The 15,507-nt window shown below is 61.3% G+C and carries 14 protein-coding genes and 4 pseudogenes; 9 read left to right on the top strand and 9 right to left on the bottom strand.

Annotation, left to right across the window (positions count from 1 at the left end; genetic code table 11):
- Positions 1-18: 18 nt before the first annotated feature.
- A pseudogene (locus G3N97_RS06775) lies at positions 19-1,059 on the bottom strand (divalent metal cation transporter).
- Positions 1,060-1,411: 352 nt separating this feature from the next.
- Positions 1,412-1,672, bottom strand: a pseudogene (locus G3N97_RS06765) (hypothetical protein); the annotation flags it as partial.
- A gap of 204 nt (positions 1,673-1,876) precedes the next feature.
- On the opposite strand from G3N97_RS06765, the gene G3N97_RS06760 reads away from it, so the two are divergent.
- Genes G3N97_RS06760 through G3N97_RS06740 form a run of 5 tightly spaced genes read left to right on the top strand, consistent with a single transcriptional unit; the run spans position 1,877 to position 4,765 of the window.
- Positions 1,877-2,131, top strand: coding sequence for a CsbD family protein (locus tag G3N97_RS06760; protein WP_205992519.1), 255 nt, complete (start codon positions 1,877-1,879; stop codon positions 2,129-2,131).
- Between the two features lie 43 nt (positions 2,132-2,174).
- Positions 2,175-2,549, top strand: a complete 375-nt coding sequence (locus tag G3N97_RS06755) for a phage holin family protein (RefSeq protein ID WP_205992518.1) — start codon at positions 2,175-2,177, stop codon at positions 2,547-2,549.
- Positions 2,546-2,860, top strand: coding sequence for a hypothetical protein (locus G3N97_RS06750; RefSeq protein WP_074987308.1), 315 nt, complete (start codon positions 2,546-2,548; stop codon positions 2,858-2,860). The genes G3N97_RS06755 and G3N97_RS06750 overlap by 4 nt, the downstream gene beginning before the upstream one ends.
- Positions 2,772-4,127: an acyl-CoA dehydrogenase gene (locus G3N97_RS06745; protein ID WP_205992517.1), complete on the top strand. Its 1,356-nt coding sequence runs from the start codon at positions 2,772-2,774 to the stop codon at positions 4,125-4,127. The genes G3N97_RS06750 and G3N97_RS06745 overlap by 89 nt, the downstream gene beginning before the upstream one ends.
- Positions 4,128-4,144: 17 nt before the next feature.
- On the top strand, positions 4,145-4,765 hold the full coding sequence (locus G3N97_RS06740; RefSeq protein ID WP_205992516.1) for an SAM-dependent methyltransferase: 621 nt from the start codon (positions 4,145-4,147) through the stop codon (positions 4,763-4,765).
- On the opposite strand, the gene G3N97_RS06735 is transcribed toward G3N97_RS06740, so the two are convergent.
- The 3 genes and pseudogenes from G3N97_RS06735 to G3N97_RS06725 form a co-directional block, all read right to left on the bottom strand.
- Entirely contained in the window at positions 4,729-5,487 is a 759-nt protein-coding gene (locus G3N97_RS06735) for a PIG-L family deacetylase (RefSeq protein WP_205992515.1), read from the bottom strand. The genes G3N97_RS06740 and G3N97_RS06735 overlap by 37 nt on opposite strands.
- On the bottom strand, positions 5,480-6,193 hold the full coding sequence (locus G3N97_RS06730; RefSeq protein WP_205992514.1) for a glycosyltransferase family A protein: 714 nt from the start codon (positions 6,191-6,193) through the stop codon (positions 5,480-5,482). Before G3N97_RS06730 ends, G3N97_RS06735 begins: the two co-directional genes overlap by 8 nt.
- 536 nt (positions 6,194-6,729) lie before the next feature.
- Positions 6,730-7,774: pseudogene (locus tag G3N97_RS06725) on the bottom strand (flavodoxin family protein).
- 330 nt (positions 7,775-8,104) lie between these two features.
- Here G3N97_RS06725 and G3N97_RS06720 point away from each other — a divergent pair.
- The 3 genes from G3N97_RS06720 to G3N97_RS06710 all read left to right on the top strand — a co-directional run bounded on the left by G3N97_RS06720 (position 8,105) and on the right by G3N97_RS06710 (position 9,813).
- Positions 8,105-8,710 carry a ParB/Srx family N-terminal domain-containing protein gene (locus G3N97_RS06720; protein WP_205992513.1) on the top strand — a complete coding sequence of 202 codons (606 nt, stop codon included), beginning with the start codon at positions 8,105-8,107 and terminating at the stop codon, positions 8,708-8,710.
- Entirely contained in the window at positions 8,707-9,231 is a 525-nt protein-coding gene (locus G3N97_RS06715) for a YetF domain-containing protein (protein ID WP_205992512.1), read from the top strand. Before G3N97_RS06720 ends, G3N97_RS06715 begins: the two co-directional genes overlap by 4 nt.
- A gap of 99 nt (positions 9,232-9,330) precedes the next feature.
- Positions 9,331-9,813, top strand: coding sequence for a PRC-barrel domain-containing protein (locus G3N97_RS06710; protein ID WP_205992511.1), 483 nt, complete (start codon positions 9,331-9,333; stop codon positions 9,811-9,813).
- 136 nt (positions 9,814-9,949) lie between these two features.
- Here the strand turns inward: G3N97_RS06710 and G3N97_RS06705 are convergent, their stop codons facing one another.
- From G3N97_RS06705 to G3N97_RS06690, 4 genes and pseudogenes are all read right to left on the bottom strand, one after another.
- The gene (locus tag G3N97_RS06705; RefSeq protein WP_065065798.1) at positions 9,950-10,492 is read right to left on the bottom strand and encodes a hypothetical protein; all 543 of its coding nucleotides are present in this window, start codon (positions 10,490-10,492) and stop codon (positions 9,950-9,952) included.
- 73 nt (positions 10,493-10,565) lie between these two features.
- Positions 10,566-11,096, bottom strand: a complete 531-nt coding sequence (locus G3N97_RS06700; RefSeq protein ID WP_205992510.1) for a DNA starvation/stationary phase protection protein — start codon at positions 11,094-11,096, stop codon at positions 10,566-10,568.
- Between the two features lie 169 nt (positions 11,097-11,265).
- Positions 11,266-11,745 (bottom strand): response regulator, encoded by a 480-nt coding sequence (locus G3N97_RS06695; protein WP_205992509.1) that lies wholly within the window; start codon positions 11,743-11,745, stop codon positions 11,266-11,268.
- A 36-nt stretch (positions 11,746-11,781) separates the two neighbouring features.
- Positions 11,782-14,118, bottom strand: a pseudogene (locus tag G3N97_RS06690) (PAS domain S-box protein).
- 523 nt (positions 14,119-14,641) lie between these two features.
- On the opposite strand from G3N97_RS06690, the gene G3N97_RS06685 reads away from it, so the two are divergent.
- The gene (locus G3N97_RS06685) at positions 14,642-15,061 is read left to right on the top strand and encodes a hypothetical protein (protein WP_205992508.1); all 420 of its coding nucleotides are present in this window, start codon (positions 14,642-14,644) and stop codon (positions 15,059-15,061) included.
- Positions 15,062-15,507: the final 446 nt, after the last annotated feature.

Here is a 15,507-nt window from a genome sequence, read left to right as displayed (position 1 = left end):
GGATCAAGCGCGCCCCCGTCAAAAAATCTCCAGCAACGTATGAGCCGTCAGCACCGCGCCGGTAGCCATCACCGCAAACCAGCTCAGCAACTGCACGACGACGTGCGTTTTCAGCGCGCCCACGGCCTCGCGATGCCGGCTCAGGAGCACAAGCAGGAAAAGCACAGGCGTCACGGTCATGCCGTTGGCGAGCGCGCTCCAGTAGCAGGCCCTGACCGCGTCGACGCGGCACGCATGAAACAGTAATGCGATGAGTGCGCCGCCTGTCATGAGCCCAACCAGCGTGAGGGCGATCCGGCGGTCGCGTTCGGCTCCGCGCGTGCAGCCGAATGTGCTTGCCGCCGCGTGCGCCACCGAACCGGCCAGCGGCGGCAGCGCGAGCATCGCCGTACCGAGCAGCGCGATGCCGAGGATTTGCGTAGCGTAGCCGTGCGCTACCGGCGCAATGCTTTGCGCCGCGTCGCGCGACACGGCGAGGGATACGTGCTGTACATGCAACGTCACCGCCGCGGCACCGAGAATCAGCGCGCCGAAGACGTTGGACAGCATCGTTCGAATCAGCGTCTCGCGGCGTGCCGTTTGGAGTTGCACAGAGTCGGCGGCCAACGGCGCGCGGCCGGGTTGGGCAGCCGCACTCCCGCGCGGATGCGCCTCAACTTCCTGCTCCGCCTGGGAAAACAACAGATAGGGGCTGACGGTCGTTCCGAGCACAGCCAGCACCATGGCGAAAAAATGCTCCGACCAGGTAATGTGCGGCACGAAGGCACCCCAGAGCGCCGCACGCCAGGGCACATCCGACACGAGCAGCGTACCCGCGTAGCAGAACAAGGTGACGCAAAGTCACTTTCCGACGCGCGCATAACGCGCGTAAGGCACGCACCATTGCATCGCAAGCGACAGTCCACCAACCACAAGCGCGAACCAGCCAACCGGGCCGTTAAAAATCAACTGCGCGGCCTCGCCCATTGCCAGCACATCGGCTGCAATATTGAGCGTGTTGGCGAACAGGAACCGGGCGACCGCGAGCAGGAACAACCAGCGCGCGTAGTGCTCCCGCATGTTCTCCGTCAGTCCCCGGCCCGTCACCGCGCCAACGCTTGGCGATCCATTGCAGCGCCACCATCGACGGCACGGACAGCACGCAAAGCCACAAGAGATCGAAGCCGTACTGCGCGCCCGCCAGCGAGTAAGTCAGGATGCCACCCGGATCGTTGTCGGCGCCGACAGTGGCGAGTCCCGCCCCCACATTTGCCGCCCACGCGTGGGCCGGACGGTCTTCATGCCTTAGCGGGCGTAAGCGCCACGGCCTGATGCGCGCCATCGCTCAAAGCGACCGCTTGCGGCGTCCGCACTGCCACGCATGTCCGACGAGACGCCCGCGCGGAATGTCATACGGCATTGCCGCGAGCCCCGTCGCCTTCGCACCGCTTTCGCAGAACTCGAAGGCGTGCGGATGGGCGGGTTTCGCCCACGAGCAACTGACACACATGAAACCGTCAGGCTTGTTCTGGAGCGGCAGAATTCTCGCGTCGCGCAACACCATCTTTTTCTGCACGAGGATCCGCGTCACCGCCTCGAGCGAACCCCATCCGCTTGACGCATAGGGGTAGTCGTGGAGATTCTGCTTCGAGCCGGCGCGGGCACGCTGCCCGGCGTGTCGGGGTTTTTCCATGAAAGGCCTCGTCTGGAACGGTGCATCTGTGCATCAAGCGCAATCTGCGTTCCATCGAGACGTGAGCCGTCAGACCGCCGGCGTTTGCCCCCTCTCTACACGTTTTCCCTGCCCGGCAGCTTTTCCGCGCAGAGCGGCACACCTATTGCTCCTACCGAATCTGAGCCATCACATGGCGCAACTGTGCGCGAAGAGGAGAACACCATGACGACGAAAGCGGAAGGGGTGGTTGACGAGGCAGCGGGCAAACTGAAGGACGCCGCGGGAGCCGTGCTGGGCGATCCCGCCATGCGCATTTCAGGCAGCGCCAAGGCGCTGTGCGGAGAGTCGAAGCAATTGATGGCCGACGCCGCGGAAGTCGCGCGCGACGCTGTTTCGGAGAGCCCACTGCTGGTACTCGGCGCGACAGCCGCCATTGGCTTCCTGGCCGGTGCGCTTTGGGCGTCGGTGCGCGACTGACGTTCGACCGACGTTCGACCGGCGCAGACGCAGGAGGTGAAACATGTCAATTCACTCAAAGCTGGAAAGCTGGCGCAATGTCTCGCGCTTCGCGCTGCTCTGCGTCGGTGAATATGGCGAACTGATCGCCGTGGAGCTCGCAGAAACACGCGCGCGTTTGACCCGCGAACTCATCGCGTTGATGGCGCTCGCCGTAAGCGGCCTCTTCACCCTCTCGTTCTTTTGCATCGCGCTGATGGCCACCGCATGGAACACGCCGCATTTTCTCGCGGTGGTCTGGGGCGTGGCCATCGGCTGGTTCGCCGTCTCCCTCGTCGCCTGGTTTGCGCATCGTGCGCAGCGGCCGGTGCAATCGTTCGATGTGCTAAAACGTGAGCTTCGTGCCGATCTGGAAACGCTCAAGGAGGCACTGAAGTGAATGAATTCAGCGAGCAGCGGCGCGAGCGGGAAGCGATTGTCCTCGAACGACTGGCGCTCGCGCGCGCAAAGTTACTGGCGGCCAATCTCGAACTGCGCGACATGCGGAACCGCAAGGCGCAGCGCTCGGAACGGGCACTGACCGTTTCCAATGTCGGTCGCGCCCTGCTGGATGCGCCGATGGTGACACTGTTAGGGTCGATTATGCTGGGCTCGCTGATCGTTGGGCCAAAGCGCGTCGTGCACGTCGTCACGCGAGCGGGCGTTTCGGGATGGATTACGCGTAATTTGCGCGCGGTCATCGGACGTTGAGGAGCTCGGGCCAGCAAAAACCGCGGTCGCCGTTAAGAGCCCTTACCGCACCTCATCGTCGTCAGGAATGAAACTGGTGCACCGCGTTGCCAATGCGCACCGCAGATGCATCTTCATCGCGCGCCTCATGCGGCGAGACTGTGCAGACGATGGCGCGGAGTGGCGCTACGCCACGAAGTACGACATAAGCCGATTCGACAACGTTCTGGAGGCGCGAATGCACGAAGGCCACGTCTGGCATGCACTGGAGCGCGCTGAACCGGAAAACGGCGCTGCCCTGCACGGCATCGAGTTTCCGCTCGATGCCGTCGGTCTGGCTTCGGCGGCCTATCGACTTGTCGAGGCCTGCCCCGCGTTGCCGCAACCCGGCGGCGGTCAAACGCTGGCGCGCTGGCGCTTTCTCGCCGCGGTTGCCGCGCGTGATCTGCCGCTGGTGAAGATCTTCGAAGCGCACGCCGACGCGATCGCCATCCTGACTGAACTCGACGCACATCGGCCGCGGACGGGAGACGCAGCACCGGACCTCTGGGCCGTGTGGGCCGCGCGCGCGCCGCACAACGATCTGCGCGTCACCGGGAAAGAGGGTCAGCAGGTCCGGCTCTCGGGCACGAAGCCGTGGTGTTCCGGCGCGGCCTTCGTCACGCACGCACTCGTGACGTGTGTCGATGACGAGCGGAATGACTGGCTCGCCGCGCTGCGCGTGATGCAACCCAATCTGCGCGTCAGCACGCGCGGGTGGCACGCGGTGGGAATGCTGGCCACGAAAAGTGTCGAGATCGACATGGATGGCGCGGACGCGGTCCTCATCGGCCCGCCCCGCGCTTACCTCGAACGGCCCGGTTTCTGGCACGGCGGCGCAGGTATCGCCGCCTGCTGGTACGGCGCGGCGGCGGCGCTCGCGGTCCGCCTGCGCGAAGTCGCCGCGCGTCGCAAAGATCCGCATCTGCACGCTCATCTCGGCGAAGCCGACGCGGCACTCGCCGCCGCGCGCGCATTACTGCGTGAATCGGCGCGATGTATCGACGCGGACCCGCGCGCTTTCGGATCAGCCGCTGCATTGAGGGTTCGCGCCGCCGTCGAAGATGCCTGCGATACCGTCCTGCGTGCATGCGCGCGTGGTTTGGGCGCCGGACCGCTCTGCCAGGACGCGTGGTTCGCGCACATGACGGCCGACCTTGCTGTGTTCATGCGCCAGAGCCATGCCGAGCGCGACCTCGCGTCGCTGGGCGTCGCGCTCTCCGGGACGGGCGAGAACTGGCAGCTATAACGGCGACAGGAGGCCGCATGCACACCCGGCGAGCGGACGATGCCGCGCGATTCGACGCAGCGTTCGAGTGCGATCCCGATCCGTGGCGCTATCGCACGAGTTGGTACGAGGCGCGCAAGCGTGCGCTGATGATGGCGGCGCTCCCGCGAGAGACGTATCGACGCGGTTTCGAACCCGCCTGTGCGACCGGCGAACTCTCCGTGCTGCTTGCCGATCGCTGCGACGCATTGCTTTGCGCCGACTTCGCGCCGCATGCCGTTGCGCTCGCACGTCAGCGACTGGGAGAGCGCGCCACTGCCAGAGTCGAAACGCGAGCCATGCCACAGGACTGGCCCGCAGGTCGCTTCGATCTGATCGTCATCAGCGAGTTTGCGTACTATCTCGACGAAGCGCGTTGCTGCGCCCTCGCGCGACTCGCTTGTTCATCCCTCGATGATGACGGCGCATTGCTGTGCTGTCACTGGCGACACGATGCGGACGACTTCCTCATGACCGGCTACGCGGTTCACAGCCTGTTCGATCGGTATGCCCGCACCGCTTCGTTACGGCAGGCCGTGCACATCGACGACGCGGACTTCACACTCGACGTCTGGTGTGCCGATCAACTGAGCGTCGCCGCGAGAGAGTCGCTGGCGTAGCGCTCGCGAGGCGAAAGCGGCACGCCCGGATGCCTCGGCGACTCCACGCGCCAGAAGCGTTCCGGTTCGGACAGATCAGCGGGTACGTCATCGCCAAAAGCCTGAAGCTGACTGCCGTAAGCCCGCACGGCAAGCTGCTTCGCACGCCGTGCGCGCGCGCTTTCGCGCTGCGGATACCAGGACGTATCGACTGCGGCGACACGCAGTCCCGCAGCCGCCAGTTCGTCGAGGCGTGTCGCCGTGATGCCTGGCGCCGCACGATGAATCGCATCTTCGTAGACGATGCACGACTGCACGGCCCGCGTTCGCAACAGTGCGAGCCATGCATCGGCTACACGCAGATGATCGGGGTGCCTCAGCCCGAGCGGAACCACAAGCGTGGATCGATCGCGCGGCTCAAAGCGCGCGAGTAAAGCCCTCACCAAAGTGCGAACAGAAGGCAGTTCGCCATACTGGCCGTCGAGAAATGGCAGGCGAATCGCGCGTGCGCCAAGGCGAGCGAGCGCGCGTTCGTCCTCTCGCGTGCGGGCGCGCATCGCCTCGGACGAATCGCTGAAACCCGCCGCCTCATCCCACGGTTGAATCTGCGGCGCTCGTGGCGTCCCGGCGAATACGGTGCAGACCGTGGCGCCGGGTTGCGCAGCCAGCAGCGTGGCGCATCCGAACACCGCATCGTCCAGATGAGGCGAGACGACAAAGAGCGATCCGTCGGCGCTATTCATGATGTTCTCCTTGCAGCATCCCGTTCAACGTAACGTCTGCAGGAGCACAGGCGACGCCGGTCGACCACGACGACAAGGTATCGCCAAAGCCGCCGCGAATGCGGAAATCGGTGCGCGCGCTCGTCGTCACGCGCGGCGCAACGCTCCAGGCAATCGTCGCGCCGTTCGCCGTGAGCCGATCCACGAGCGCCACGTCCTCGCCGCACGCGAGCGGCGGAAATCCGCCCGCCCGTTGATACGCCCGCGCGCACACGCCAAGATTGGCTCCGTGGACATGGCGATGTCCATCGACGCTTCGATAATGCGTCGACCACGTTTCGCGCACGCACGGTGGATGCGCGCCCCAGTCGTCGACCTCAACCGCTCCGCAAACCACATCGGCGCGCAGGGCCAGTTGCGCCACGATCCAGTCGGGCGCGACGCATGTATCGGCGTCCGTCGTCGCCAGCCAGCGCGCGCCCAGTGCGATCAGATGGCTCGCACCCGTCGCGCGGGCGATGCCTACGTTGCGCGCCTGCACCGTGAGCGCGGTTGCCCCGAATGCTTGCGTGACGCACGCCGAATCGTCGGTGCAGCTATCGAGCACGACGACGATGCAGACCGATTCGCCCATCAACTCGACGTGCCGCGCGGCCAGCGCGGCGGCGAGCAGGCATCGCCCGAGCCAGCTCGCCTCGTTATGTGCAGGTATCACGACGCCGATCATTTTCCACTCCTTGGCATGATGAGCAGATAGCCGATAAAGCTCTGTCGCGACCTCAATGCATTTTTAGTGCCCGGCCGTGGCGCTGCCGCGCCCCGCCGCTAGATCGGCCTGTGGAGAAGGGCGCATGCGTGCGTTATCAGCGCTGTCCTGTTTGCCCGAGTGATTTGCGAAGCCTCGGTTTACGCGCTTTGATAAGCTCGAATGACTGGAAGCGCTGCGCCGGATATTCGCCGTCAACGGTTTCGAGGAACGGAGGAAACCGAGGTGATGCTGGCGATGGGCGAAGACCCGGCTGCAAACGTCGATATGCTGAGCTCTCGCACCGACACGGCACTCACGCTCTTAACCGCCGGGGCGGAATTCGACGCGCCGGGCAGTTGCTTTTGCACCCTGGATCAATGCCCTGCTGAGCTAAAATTCAGACAGTTCATTTGCTGCACCAGCCCACCACACTCAAGACTGACGCCGGTCCGTCGCCCGTTCCATTGCGGCGTCGGAAAGCGAAGAGGGCGGAACCGATCGTGGGCTCATCTTGCTTATTTCGGGCGCGGCGGGGAAATACCTTCGTCTGCGCGATGCAGCCTCCCTTCCCGCAACGCCCCCACGGCGTTTGCGACTGCGCGGGCGACATTGGCCACCTCCTCCTGCAAAACGCAATCGGAGTCAAGCGTGTCGTGCGAAGTCGCGTAAGGCTCGTAGTAACCGATCATACGGTCAATTCGTGCCGATGCACCAGCATCGATCCATCCCATCCAGTCGAGCCAGTCCGCCACGCTCGACGAGTGCCCTCAATGCCAGCAACGTCACCGTGCACCACCATGCCATAGGTCCGTCCAGCGAGATGCTTCGGGAAGTCCCACCCCGCAATCTCGAGCGCCTTGGCTTCGTCCGCGTGTTTGCCGTGCGTCGTCGTGGGATCCGGGTTGCCGCCATCCGCGCATACGAGGCGATCCATCATCAGTTTGAGTGGGCTCGTGACCTGATACCAGTGGACCGGCGTAATGAAGATGGCACCGTGGCAACCCGCAAAGCGCTCGTAGATCTCGGCCATCCAGTCGTTTACTTGTCCAAGAGAGTGATTTGGATAGCAGCTGCACGGCCAGTGGCAAAGCGGCATTGCCGTCGACACGCAACCCTTGCAAGGGTGAATATGAAGATCTGGTTCGGCGCCCAGTCGGGATAAGTCTAGCAAATCGGACTCAATCGTCGCTACGGCAAGTTCCGCCTGGCATATCTGCACGAGACGAAAGCTCTTCGACATCTCGCCGGGACAGGCGTAATCGTTACGAGGCGAAGCATTCACGATTAGAACTCGCGAGGGTGCCTCTTTTGAACACTGTCGCGCCTGCGCAGCCTCGATCCGCTGACGCGCAGCCCGCCATTCTGCTGACAGCGCATAGTCCGGATCAGCGTAACCTCTGCCCGCAGGCTCTGTCTCCGGAGACTTAGCCCCTCGCTATATGCCTGCCATGCGATCCGTTCAAGCCGCCGCAAGGCGTCATCCTCGGCGCGGAAGGCGGGATCGGCGTAGCGCGTCATAAAGCGCTCTCGGTACGCCAGTCGCGATAGGCCGTGCTGCATTTGGCCTTTGCGTACCAGTGGGGTATCGACTATAAACATATTTTTTTCATAGCGCGCACCTCGATAAAGCGCTTTAGACGATTCGCCGTCTGTCGGCGCGTTCCTTCGAGATTCGAGATCGGAGCCGGCAAATCGGAAACTTAGTTCGATCAATTTTGATCCCCTCCTTGAGCAAACGTCAGTCCCGCAACCAACTCCCACCTCCTGTTTCAGGTTCACTTTTTGCGGGGAGCTCTTGAAAAGACATAGTACGAATTGCGATGCTGACGCCGACTCGGTTCCAGCCGCCAGAGATGTTGCACCGCACGTCGCCCTTTGAGGGTTCAGACGATGAAGAACGTATCAATCGACGAGCTTCGCCCAACGCAGGCGACACACGGTCTCCGCGAGGTCGAGCAGAAGGCAGCCCAATACCGTTCGATGTCGCGCCATGAACTGAAGATGGCCATCGCTGAGAAACCAATACCGATCGTTCTTGGCCCCGCCCAGGTTCCCTTCGCCATCGATCACCACCACGTAGCGGCGGCCCTCAATCGGATCAAGATTGACGCCGTGCCATGCGTGCTTGTAGCCGACCTTTCGACCCTTTCTCCAGCACAGTTCTGGCTGAGGCTGGAAGAGCATAGCTGGGTGCATCCGTTCGACAGAGAGGGAAGACGAATTTCCTTCCTGTCGCTTCCCCGTCACGTGAACGATCTGGTCGACGATGAATATCGTAGCCTTGCCGCATTCGTGAGAGACGCCGGAGGGTTCGAGCGCACGCAGGTCCCACTCGCCGAATTTCGCTGGGCGGACCTGTTTCGTTCCATTTTGCCGCTTACCTGTCCCGAGACCAGGTTTGATGCGATGGTGAAGAAAGCGCTAAAGCTGTCGAGGAGCAGGCTGGCTGTCGGCATGCCCGGATACCTGGGGGGCAAGGGAGGGAAAGCAAAATGAACCTGCTGATTGACCTGTTCGGCGAAGGGAAGGACTTGAATGCATTGCAAATGTCGTTTCGCGGCGCGGCGACGTTTCTCTGCACACTGCTTCTGATTCGGATTTCCGGTCGACGCTCCTTTGGACAGCGTTCGTCATTCGACTATGTTGTCGCAATATTGCTGGGGGCGACGCTCAGCCGCTTTATCGTTGGCGCATCGCCCGGGATTCCGACATTGGCCGCGTCACTGGTGCTCGTCCTCATGCACCGGGCTCTCGGTTGGCTCTGTGTCCGTTCGGCGAGCATTGACAAGCTCGTTGGCGGAGCGCACAGAACGATTTATCACGACGGAAAATTCGATGATGCGCAGATGTCCGCCGCGCTCATCACGCGGAAAGACGTAAGCGAGGCGGTTCGTGCCAAACTCCACATAGACTCGCTCGATAGAGTGGATTCCGCGCTACTAGAGCGGAACGGTGACGTCACCCTGATCCTCAAAACCGAGTCATCCCATCAACACCGGTCCTGCGAGGGCGAATGAACGCTTTCTTTGCATTCTCGCCAAAGCGGCAGCGAGAATTCCTGGGCGGCACGCTATATGCACTAGGGGATTGTCTCAACATGAACTGAGGAGTTCAAAATGACCACGTTAGATCCCCAATCAGGACGGACCGGCGCGCAAATTGTCGGCGGCGGCGCGGGCGACGGGCCGGGGCCGGAAGTCATGGACGCAGCGACGCTCGACGGTAACAAGGTCATCACGTCGGACGGAGAGCATGTCGGAAAAATCTCGAACATCATGCTTGACGTCCGCGGCGGGCGTATAGCCTACGCTGTCCTTTCCGAAGGCGGTTTTCTAGGAATGGGCAACACGCTCCACGCGATTCCCTGGAACGCGTTGACGTTGGACACCGCGGAAAAGTGTTTTCGTGTAGACATCACCGCCCAACGCATCAAGGATGACCCCGGTTTCGACAAGGACCATTGGCCGTCCATGGCCGATACAACCTGGGGCACGCGGCTTCACGACTACTACGGCCGCAGACCCTATTGGTCTAGTGGCACGACTCTGGCTGCGCGGGATGCGGGCTTGTCGGAAGGCAACAACCCGGTCGACGTATAGAAGCTTTTCGCAGGACACCGGGGGCCGGTTTCCTCTACACAGGTAAAACCGTCTCTCGGGGCGCTTCCCAAGGCATTGGCAACACATCTCTAACTTCATGTCGTGGGCACCGTCTCGACAAGGCCGGCCCCCTTGATTAAAGGTCAATCAATTGCGCGATTTCAGTCACGTCCAACGTTTGTCCAAATCTCGAATTCACCGCATGGCCCCAAGCCTGGACCCACTTCCCAATCTCAAGATACGCGCCCAGATTCTCCGCGACCTCATGCGGCATCCTTAAAGATACGCCGTTGTCCAACAACGCACCGCGTAATTCGCCTTTGGGTCCATAAAGAAGTAGTGCGATTTCTCCTGACGTTTCACCCTCCCTTCTTTTTACGCTCTGGTGCCGGACTAAATTCCATTGTGGCCCATCATCGACGAGCTGCCGACCTCCCTTCGAGGTTATAAGGACCATGTCAATCACTTCAACATCTCGGGGTTTCACGCCCCTTACGCTGACGCTATCACCCACCGCGACGCGACGGGTCAATTTGCGCCCCAAGTGGGGCGGCACATGAACCTGCCGCGCGCGCCGATTAACTAAAATGAATCCGTCGATTTCACCTTCTGGGTTGAGCAGAAACCGTGCGACGCGCCCGCGAATCTCCGCAAGGCAGACTGGATCAATCGAATGCATCCTAAATTCTCCTGTCGATCGTTCGTTTCGAAAAAGCGTCGCGGCAGATGACGGTGCGCTGCCGTCCCACTCTTCAACGGCCGCTGTGGCGGGTTGTTTCGAACAGGAACCAGACACGCTCTTCAGTTTGATCGATCCAGTTTTCTATCAAGCTCGCGGTAGCTACATCTTCTTTATCGTCGCAAATCTGGTGAAGCTGTCGCATGTATTGAACCAATGCTTCGTTATCCTTACGTAGCTCGTCGAGCATTGCTTCGGGTGCGACGAACTTTTCATCATTATCGGACAAGCGCTTGAGGGATGCGATCTCGCCGATCGAGCGAATCGTCGTGCCACCTAATTTTCTTGCACGCTCGGCTACGGGATCGATCATCGCAAAAACCAGCGACGCCTGATCGTCGAGCAGGAGATGATAATCCCGGAAGTGCGGCCCGCTAACGTGCCAATGAAAGTTCTTCGTCTTGACGAATAGTGCGAACACATCAGCGAGCAACTTCGTCAAACCGGCGGATACTTCTTTTCGCGCATCGTCCCCAAGGTCCGTTGGGGTAGTCAAATTCGCAGGAGCACGGGTACCCTTTTGCTGAGCGGTTTTTGTCGCCATGATGGACCTCCGGATATGGTAAGTGGCTCCTTTTCGCATGGGACGTGCCCGACTCTATTTTTCTCGGTCGACTTGAAAGGTCCAACGTGGGCACGGAGCTAGAAAACCGCCTTCAGACGCTTACAACACGACGCCGTTCCTAAGTCGCAGTTCAAATCCTGGGCCGGAGCTACGCCGCTTCGCCCTTTTGAACTATTGCCGCCCGGATAAGCATCGTTAGCAGAGCGCCGTCCTCGCCCTTCAGAAATAACGCGTCAAAGTTCTCGAGCGGCCCCTTTGCCTTTAACTCGTCAATGTCATAGCCAGTGGTCGCGACGATTACAGCTTCCGCCGTTGGACGGAGCCCGCGAAGGACAGCTGCGACGGCAAAGCCATCATGCTCTGGCATGGTGACGTCGAGCACGACGACATGTGGGGGCCATTCACGTACGAGATCTACCGCCTCGGGACCCGAGGCGGCGGCCCTCACATCGAATCCCTCTAATGCGAGGAGAGCGACTATCGCCTGGCGCGCAGCGGCAAGGTCGTCGACCACAAGGACGCGCGGCTTACAGTCGTGCACAATCACTTTCCGGGACGAGATTTGTGCTGATCGGGCAGCGTTGTCCAATCCAGCTTTACGCATTCCGACAACTCTAGATGACACCATGATGCGCTCCAGACTCACGACCTAGTCGCGGCAAAGCTACGTGTTTCCCGCGACCTGATCGAGTGCAGCTCTCAAATTTTGCAAAGAGAATGGTTTTTGTAGAAACACGTGTGCGAAACCACACGCGGATAGGTGCGGCTGCACGCCTGAGGCAAGGATTATTCGCAGAGCAGGGTTCACCTCCAGCGCGCTTCGAGCGAGTTCGATTCCTGACTCCCCCGACAGGTCAATGTCTGTCAGAAGCACTCGGCAACATGTTCCTCGCAGTGCAACCAAAGCGGAATGTGCGTTATTTTCCTGAAGCACCTCGTAGCCCAGTTCACGAAGCAGTTCGCTTGTCGCGTCGCATGATCCAACATTGTCGTCGACCACCATGACAGGCGTTTGATGTGGATGGGGGGCTGCGCCGTTATCGCTATCACTCCCCGCGGCGAGAACACTGGTGGAAGCACCCAAGAGACAACGAATCCGGGTAGCAAGTTGCTCGCGACTGTAAGGTTTGCTTAGCAAATGGACACCCGGATCCAGGCGGCCTCCATGAACGATGGCATTCTGCGTGTAACCGGAGGTAAAAAGAACCTTGAGGTCTGCGATGGCACGAGCGGCCAGCCGCGCCATCTCGACGCTGCGCAGAGGTCCAGGCATGACAACATCGGAGAAAAGCAGATCAATCCTGACACCACTTCTCACGATGACCATCGCGCTCTGTGCGTCATCGGCCTTGAGCACCGTGTAACCAAGGCCGGTCAGCAGCTCTATAACTGTCGACTGAACCCTGCGATCGTCCTCAACCACGAGGATCGTTTCTGAGCCACCGGTAACGGCGCGCGAATGAGACGTTTCAGAATCAACGACCTCGCCCACGGAGCGCTGAAGGTAAATCTTGACCGTCGTTCCATGTCCGGGTTCGCTGTATATCCTCATGTGACCGCCAGACTGTTTGACGAAGCCATATGCCATGCTCAGCCCTAGCCCCGTCCCCTCACCTTCCGCTTTAGTACTGAAATATGGCTCAAAAGCCCGCTCGAGTACTTCGCGTTCCATTCCTGTTCCGCTGTCGGTGATGGCCAGCAATACATATTGTCCTTCCGGGACGTCTTGCGGAAGCGCCGTATAGTGGCTATCGAGGAAGGCATTGGACAATTCCAGCGTAAGCTTCCCACCTGCTGGCATTGCGTCGCGGCTATTGATGGCGAGGTTGAGCACGACATTTTCCAGGTGATTCGGATCAACCAGCGTATTCCACAGACCACCCGCCACTATCGTTTCCACATGGATCAACTCTCCAAGAGCACGACGCAGCAGATCGTCCATGTGGCGCAGCATTGTCGCCAGATTCACGACTGAGGGTTGCAGAGCCTGCCGTCGCCCGAACGCGAGAAGCTGGGATGCAAGATTGGCGCCCTGCTCGACCGCATCCACGGCCTTGCCGAGGCGCTCGCTGGTCCACCGGTCACGCCCATGCCGCCGCTCAAGTAACTCCAGGTTACCGCGGAGGACCTGAAGGACATTGTTGAAGTCGTGCGCAACGCCGCCCGTCAGCTTTCCGATTGCCTCCATTTTCTGCGCTTGTAAAAGCGCTGAACGCGCATTATCGAGTTGCTCCTGCGCCACCTTGCGCTCTGTCACGTCCCGGGTAATTTTTGCAAAACCCAAGAGTTCGCCTTGCTCGTCCCGTATTGCGTCGATAATCACGTTGGCCCAAAAGCGCGTTCCGTCTTTTCGCACTCGCCAACCTTCTGTCTCGAAACGTCCCTCCGTGGCCGCCGTCCGCAGGCCTCGCTCAGGCAACCCCTGTGCCGCGTCCTCGGGTGTATAGAATTTCCGAAAATGTTCGCCAATGATCTGGTTTGCCTCGTATCCCTTGATCCGCGCCGCACCAGCATTCCAGTTCGTAACGATTCCATCCGGCGAGAGCATGAAGAGCGCATAGTCGGTTACGCCTTGCACGAGAAGCCTGAACTTTCGTTCGCTTTCAAGCACCGCTTCGTGCGCCTGACGCTTATCCGTAACGTCTCTTACGATTTTGGCGAATCCGCCGTCCCCGCATTCGGCGGATGACAGAGGTGTGATCACAACGCTCGCCCAGAAGCGCGATCCGTCCCTGCGGAGCCTCCATCCTTCTGTTTCACAGTGCCCATGTTCTCGCGCCGTCTGCAACAGGGCATCGGGGACCCCGGCCTCGCGATCCTCAGCAGGATAAAAAATGGAAAAGTGCTAACCTATGATCTCCGCAGCGGCATATCCCTTGATGCGTTCGGCGCCGGGGTTCCAGCTCGATACGATTCCAGCGTCCGTGAGGCGAAAAATCGCATACTCGGAAACTTGCGCGACGAGCAATCGTTCCCAGTCAGCAGGACCGGCAAATTTCATCGGAGCCTCTATCGTTCGCGTCCTGATCTTGCGACCAGCCGGGATGGCCCGCGTCCGCCGCGGGAGGTAAGGTGCGCAAGTTTCGCGCCTGAACGAGCAAGATCGCCAACAACAAGGCTAACCCCTCGACGCCGATCTCTCGAGGAGGCTTGGCGAACTTCCCTCAGGTGTTCGGCCGTCACGCTGACCAACGGCCGCCTTTAGCTGGACAACGACGAAGCGCGCTATGCCGGTTGCACCGAATTACGGCCCGTCGGGCGCGAGCGGTTGGCGCGCGCTCGACGATGCCGCTTCGGTGGGACGGGTCGCCCGCGCGGCCAGTGGACAAGCGCGTCCATCGTGCGCGCGAGCGCTCCCCTATGAGTTTGTCGGGCCGCCGGCCGTGTGTCTAACCGGCCCGGCCGGGGTGCGCCGACGCCCTTTGTGCAATCGACATCACGGTACGACAACGCTCGCGCGCCCCCGGCGGGCATGGGTTCTGCGCGCTTTGTGCGAAGCGGCGCGTGCCGTCAGGAGATCGTCGATGCCGCTCGCGTACTTTCTGCATAGCGCCGGGCCGGCCGCCGCGCCCGTGCGGCTGCTCAGGTGGGCGCTCGCGGCGCTGTGCGTGGGCGTTTGCATCGCGATTGCCGTCTTGCTCGTGCTAGCGATGCGCAGACCGGGTTCGCGCGTCGCGCGGGCTCGGACTGGCGAACACGCCGTCGTCGACAACACCGGGGACCGCGACGCCCACCGCATCGTCGCCATCGGCACGGCGATTTCGACGGTGCTGCTGCTCGGCGCGCTCGTGGCAATGCTGCGCGTGCTCGCCGCGGTCGCGGATCCGCCGCGCGCCGCCGCGAGCCGCCGCGCTGAGCGTGCGCGTCACAGCTTACGACTGGTGGTGGAAGGTGACGTATACGACGCCGTCGGGCGCAAGGCAACGAAAATTGGATGCCAGTAACGAACATGGAAAAGCGTCAGGCAGACTCGGCGCCGCCAGTGATGCGTCGCCTTCGGCGGCTACGCCGCCTTTGACTCCACATCACCGGCCAAAACCTTCGCCGCTACACCGGCCAACATGATTGTCACCGTCCAGCAGGCTCACGCAGGTTCGCGGAACCTGTATTTGCGGTATAACGACCGGCGAACCTTGAGGTCTCGTGAGACGCGGCCAAGGTGACCCGCATCGCATAGAATCTGACTCTCAACGCGCTCAAGTACACGGACGAAGGTGGCGTTGACGTGAGCTGGAACAGCCTTTCCGACGAAGGGAACCGTTGGGTTCTGGCCGTCCATGACACCGGCCGGGCTTCCAGGCGGGCCCGTCCGCCCCCATCACCGACGCGTTACAGCAGGCGACGGAAATCTCCGATAGCGTTGACACAGGAGAGGCTTCTGGTCCGGAAG

Source organism: Paraburkholderia sp. Ac-20347 (genome assembly GCF_017104805.1).
Taxonomy (GTDB): Bacteria; Pseudomonadota; Gammaproteobacteria; order Burkholderiales; family Burkholderiaceae; genus Paraburkholderia; species Paraburkholderia tropica.
The sequence above is the reverse complement of the archived record's forward strand: the minus strand, read 5'-3'. Positions and strand labels throughout refer to the sequence as shown.

What these genes read in the sequence shown, in the direction of transcription:
- G3N97_RS06760 (WP_205992519.1), top strand. Translation starts at nt 1,877, where the DNA reads ATGACGACGAAAGCGGAAGGGGTGGTTGACGAGGCAGCGGGCAAACTG.
- G3N97_RS06755 (WP_205992518.1), top strand. Translation starts at nt 2,175, where the DNA reads ATGTCAATTCACTCAAAGCTGGAAAGCTGGCGCAATGTCTCGCGCTTC.
- G3N97_RS06740 (WP_205992516.1), top strand. Translation starts at nt 4,145, where the DNA reads ATGCACACCCGGCGAGCGGACGATGCCGCGCGATTCGACGCAGCGTTC.
- G3N97_RS06735 (WP_205992515.1), bottom strand. Translation starts at nt 5,487, where the DNA reads ATGAATAGCGCCGACGGATCGCTCTTTGTCGTCTCGCCTCATCTGGAC.
- G3N97_RS06730 (WP_205992514.1), bottom strand. Translation starts at nt 6,193, where the DNA reads ATGATCGGCGTCGTGATACCTGCACATAACGAGGCGAGCTGGCTCGGG.
- G3N97_RS06720 (WP_205992513.1), top strand. Translation starts at nt 8,105, where the DNA reads ATGAAGAACGTATCAATCGACGAGCTTCGCCCAACGCAGGCGACACAC.
- G3N97_RS06715 (WP_205992512.1), top strand. Translation starts at nt 8,707, where the DNA reads ATGAACCTGCTGATTGACCTGTTCGGCGAAGGGAAGGACTTGAATGCA.
- G3N97_RS06710 (WP_205992511.1), top strand. Translation starts at nt 9,331, where the DNA reads ATGACCACGTTAGATCCCCAATCAGGACGGACCGGCGCGCAAATTGTC.
- G3N97_RS06705 (WP_065065798.1), bottom strand. Translation starts at nt 10,492, where the DNA reads ATGCATTCGATTGATCCAGTCTGCCTTGCGGAGATTCGCGGGCGCGTC.
- G3N97_RS06700 (WP_205992510.1), bottom strand. Translation starts at nt 11,096, where the DNA reads ATGGCGACAAAAACCGCTCAGCAAAAGGGTACCCGTGCTCCTGCGAAT.
- G3N97_RS06695 (WP_205992509.1), bottom strand. Translation starts at nt 11,745, where the DNA reads ATGGTGTCATCTAGAGTTGTCGGAATGCGTAAAGCTGGATTGGACAAC.
- G3N97_RS06685 (WP_205992508.1), top strand. Translation starts at nt 14,642, where the DNA reads ATGCCGCTCGCGTACTTTCTGCATAGCGCCGGGCCGGCCGCCGCGCCC.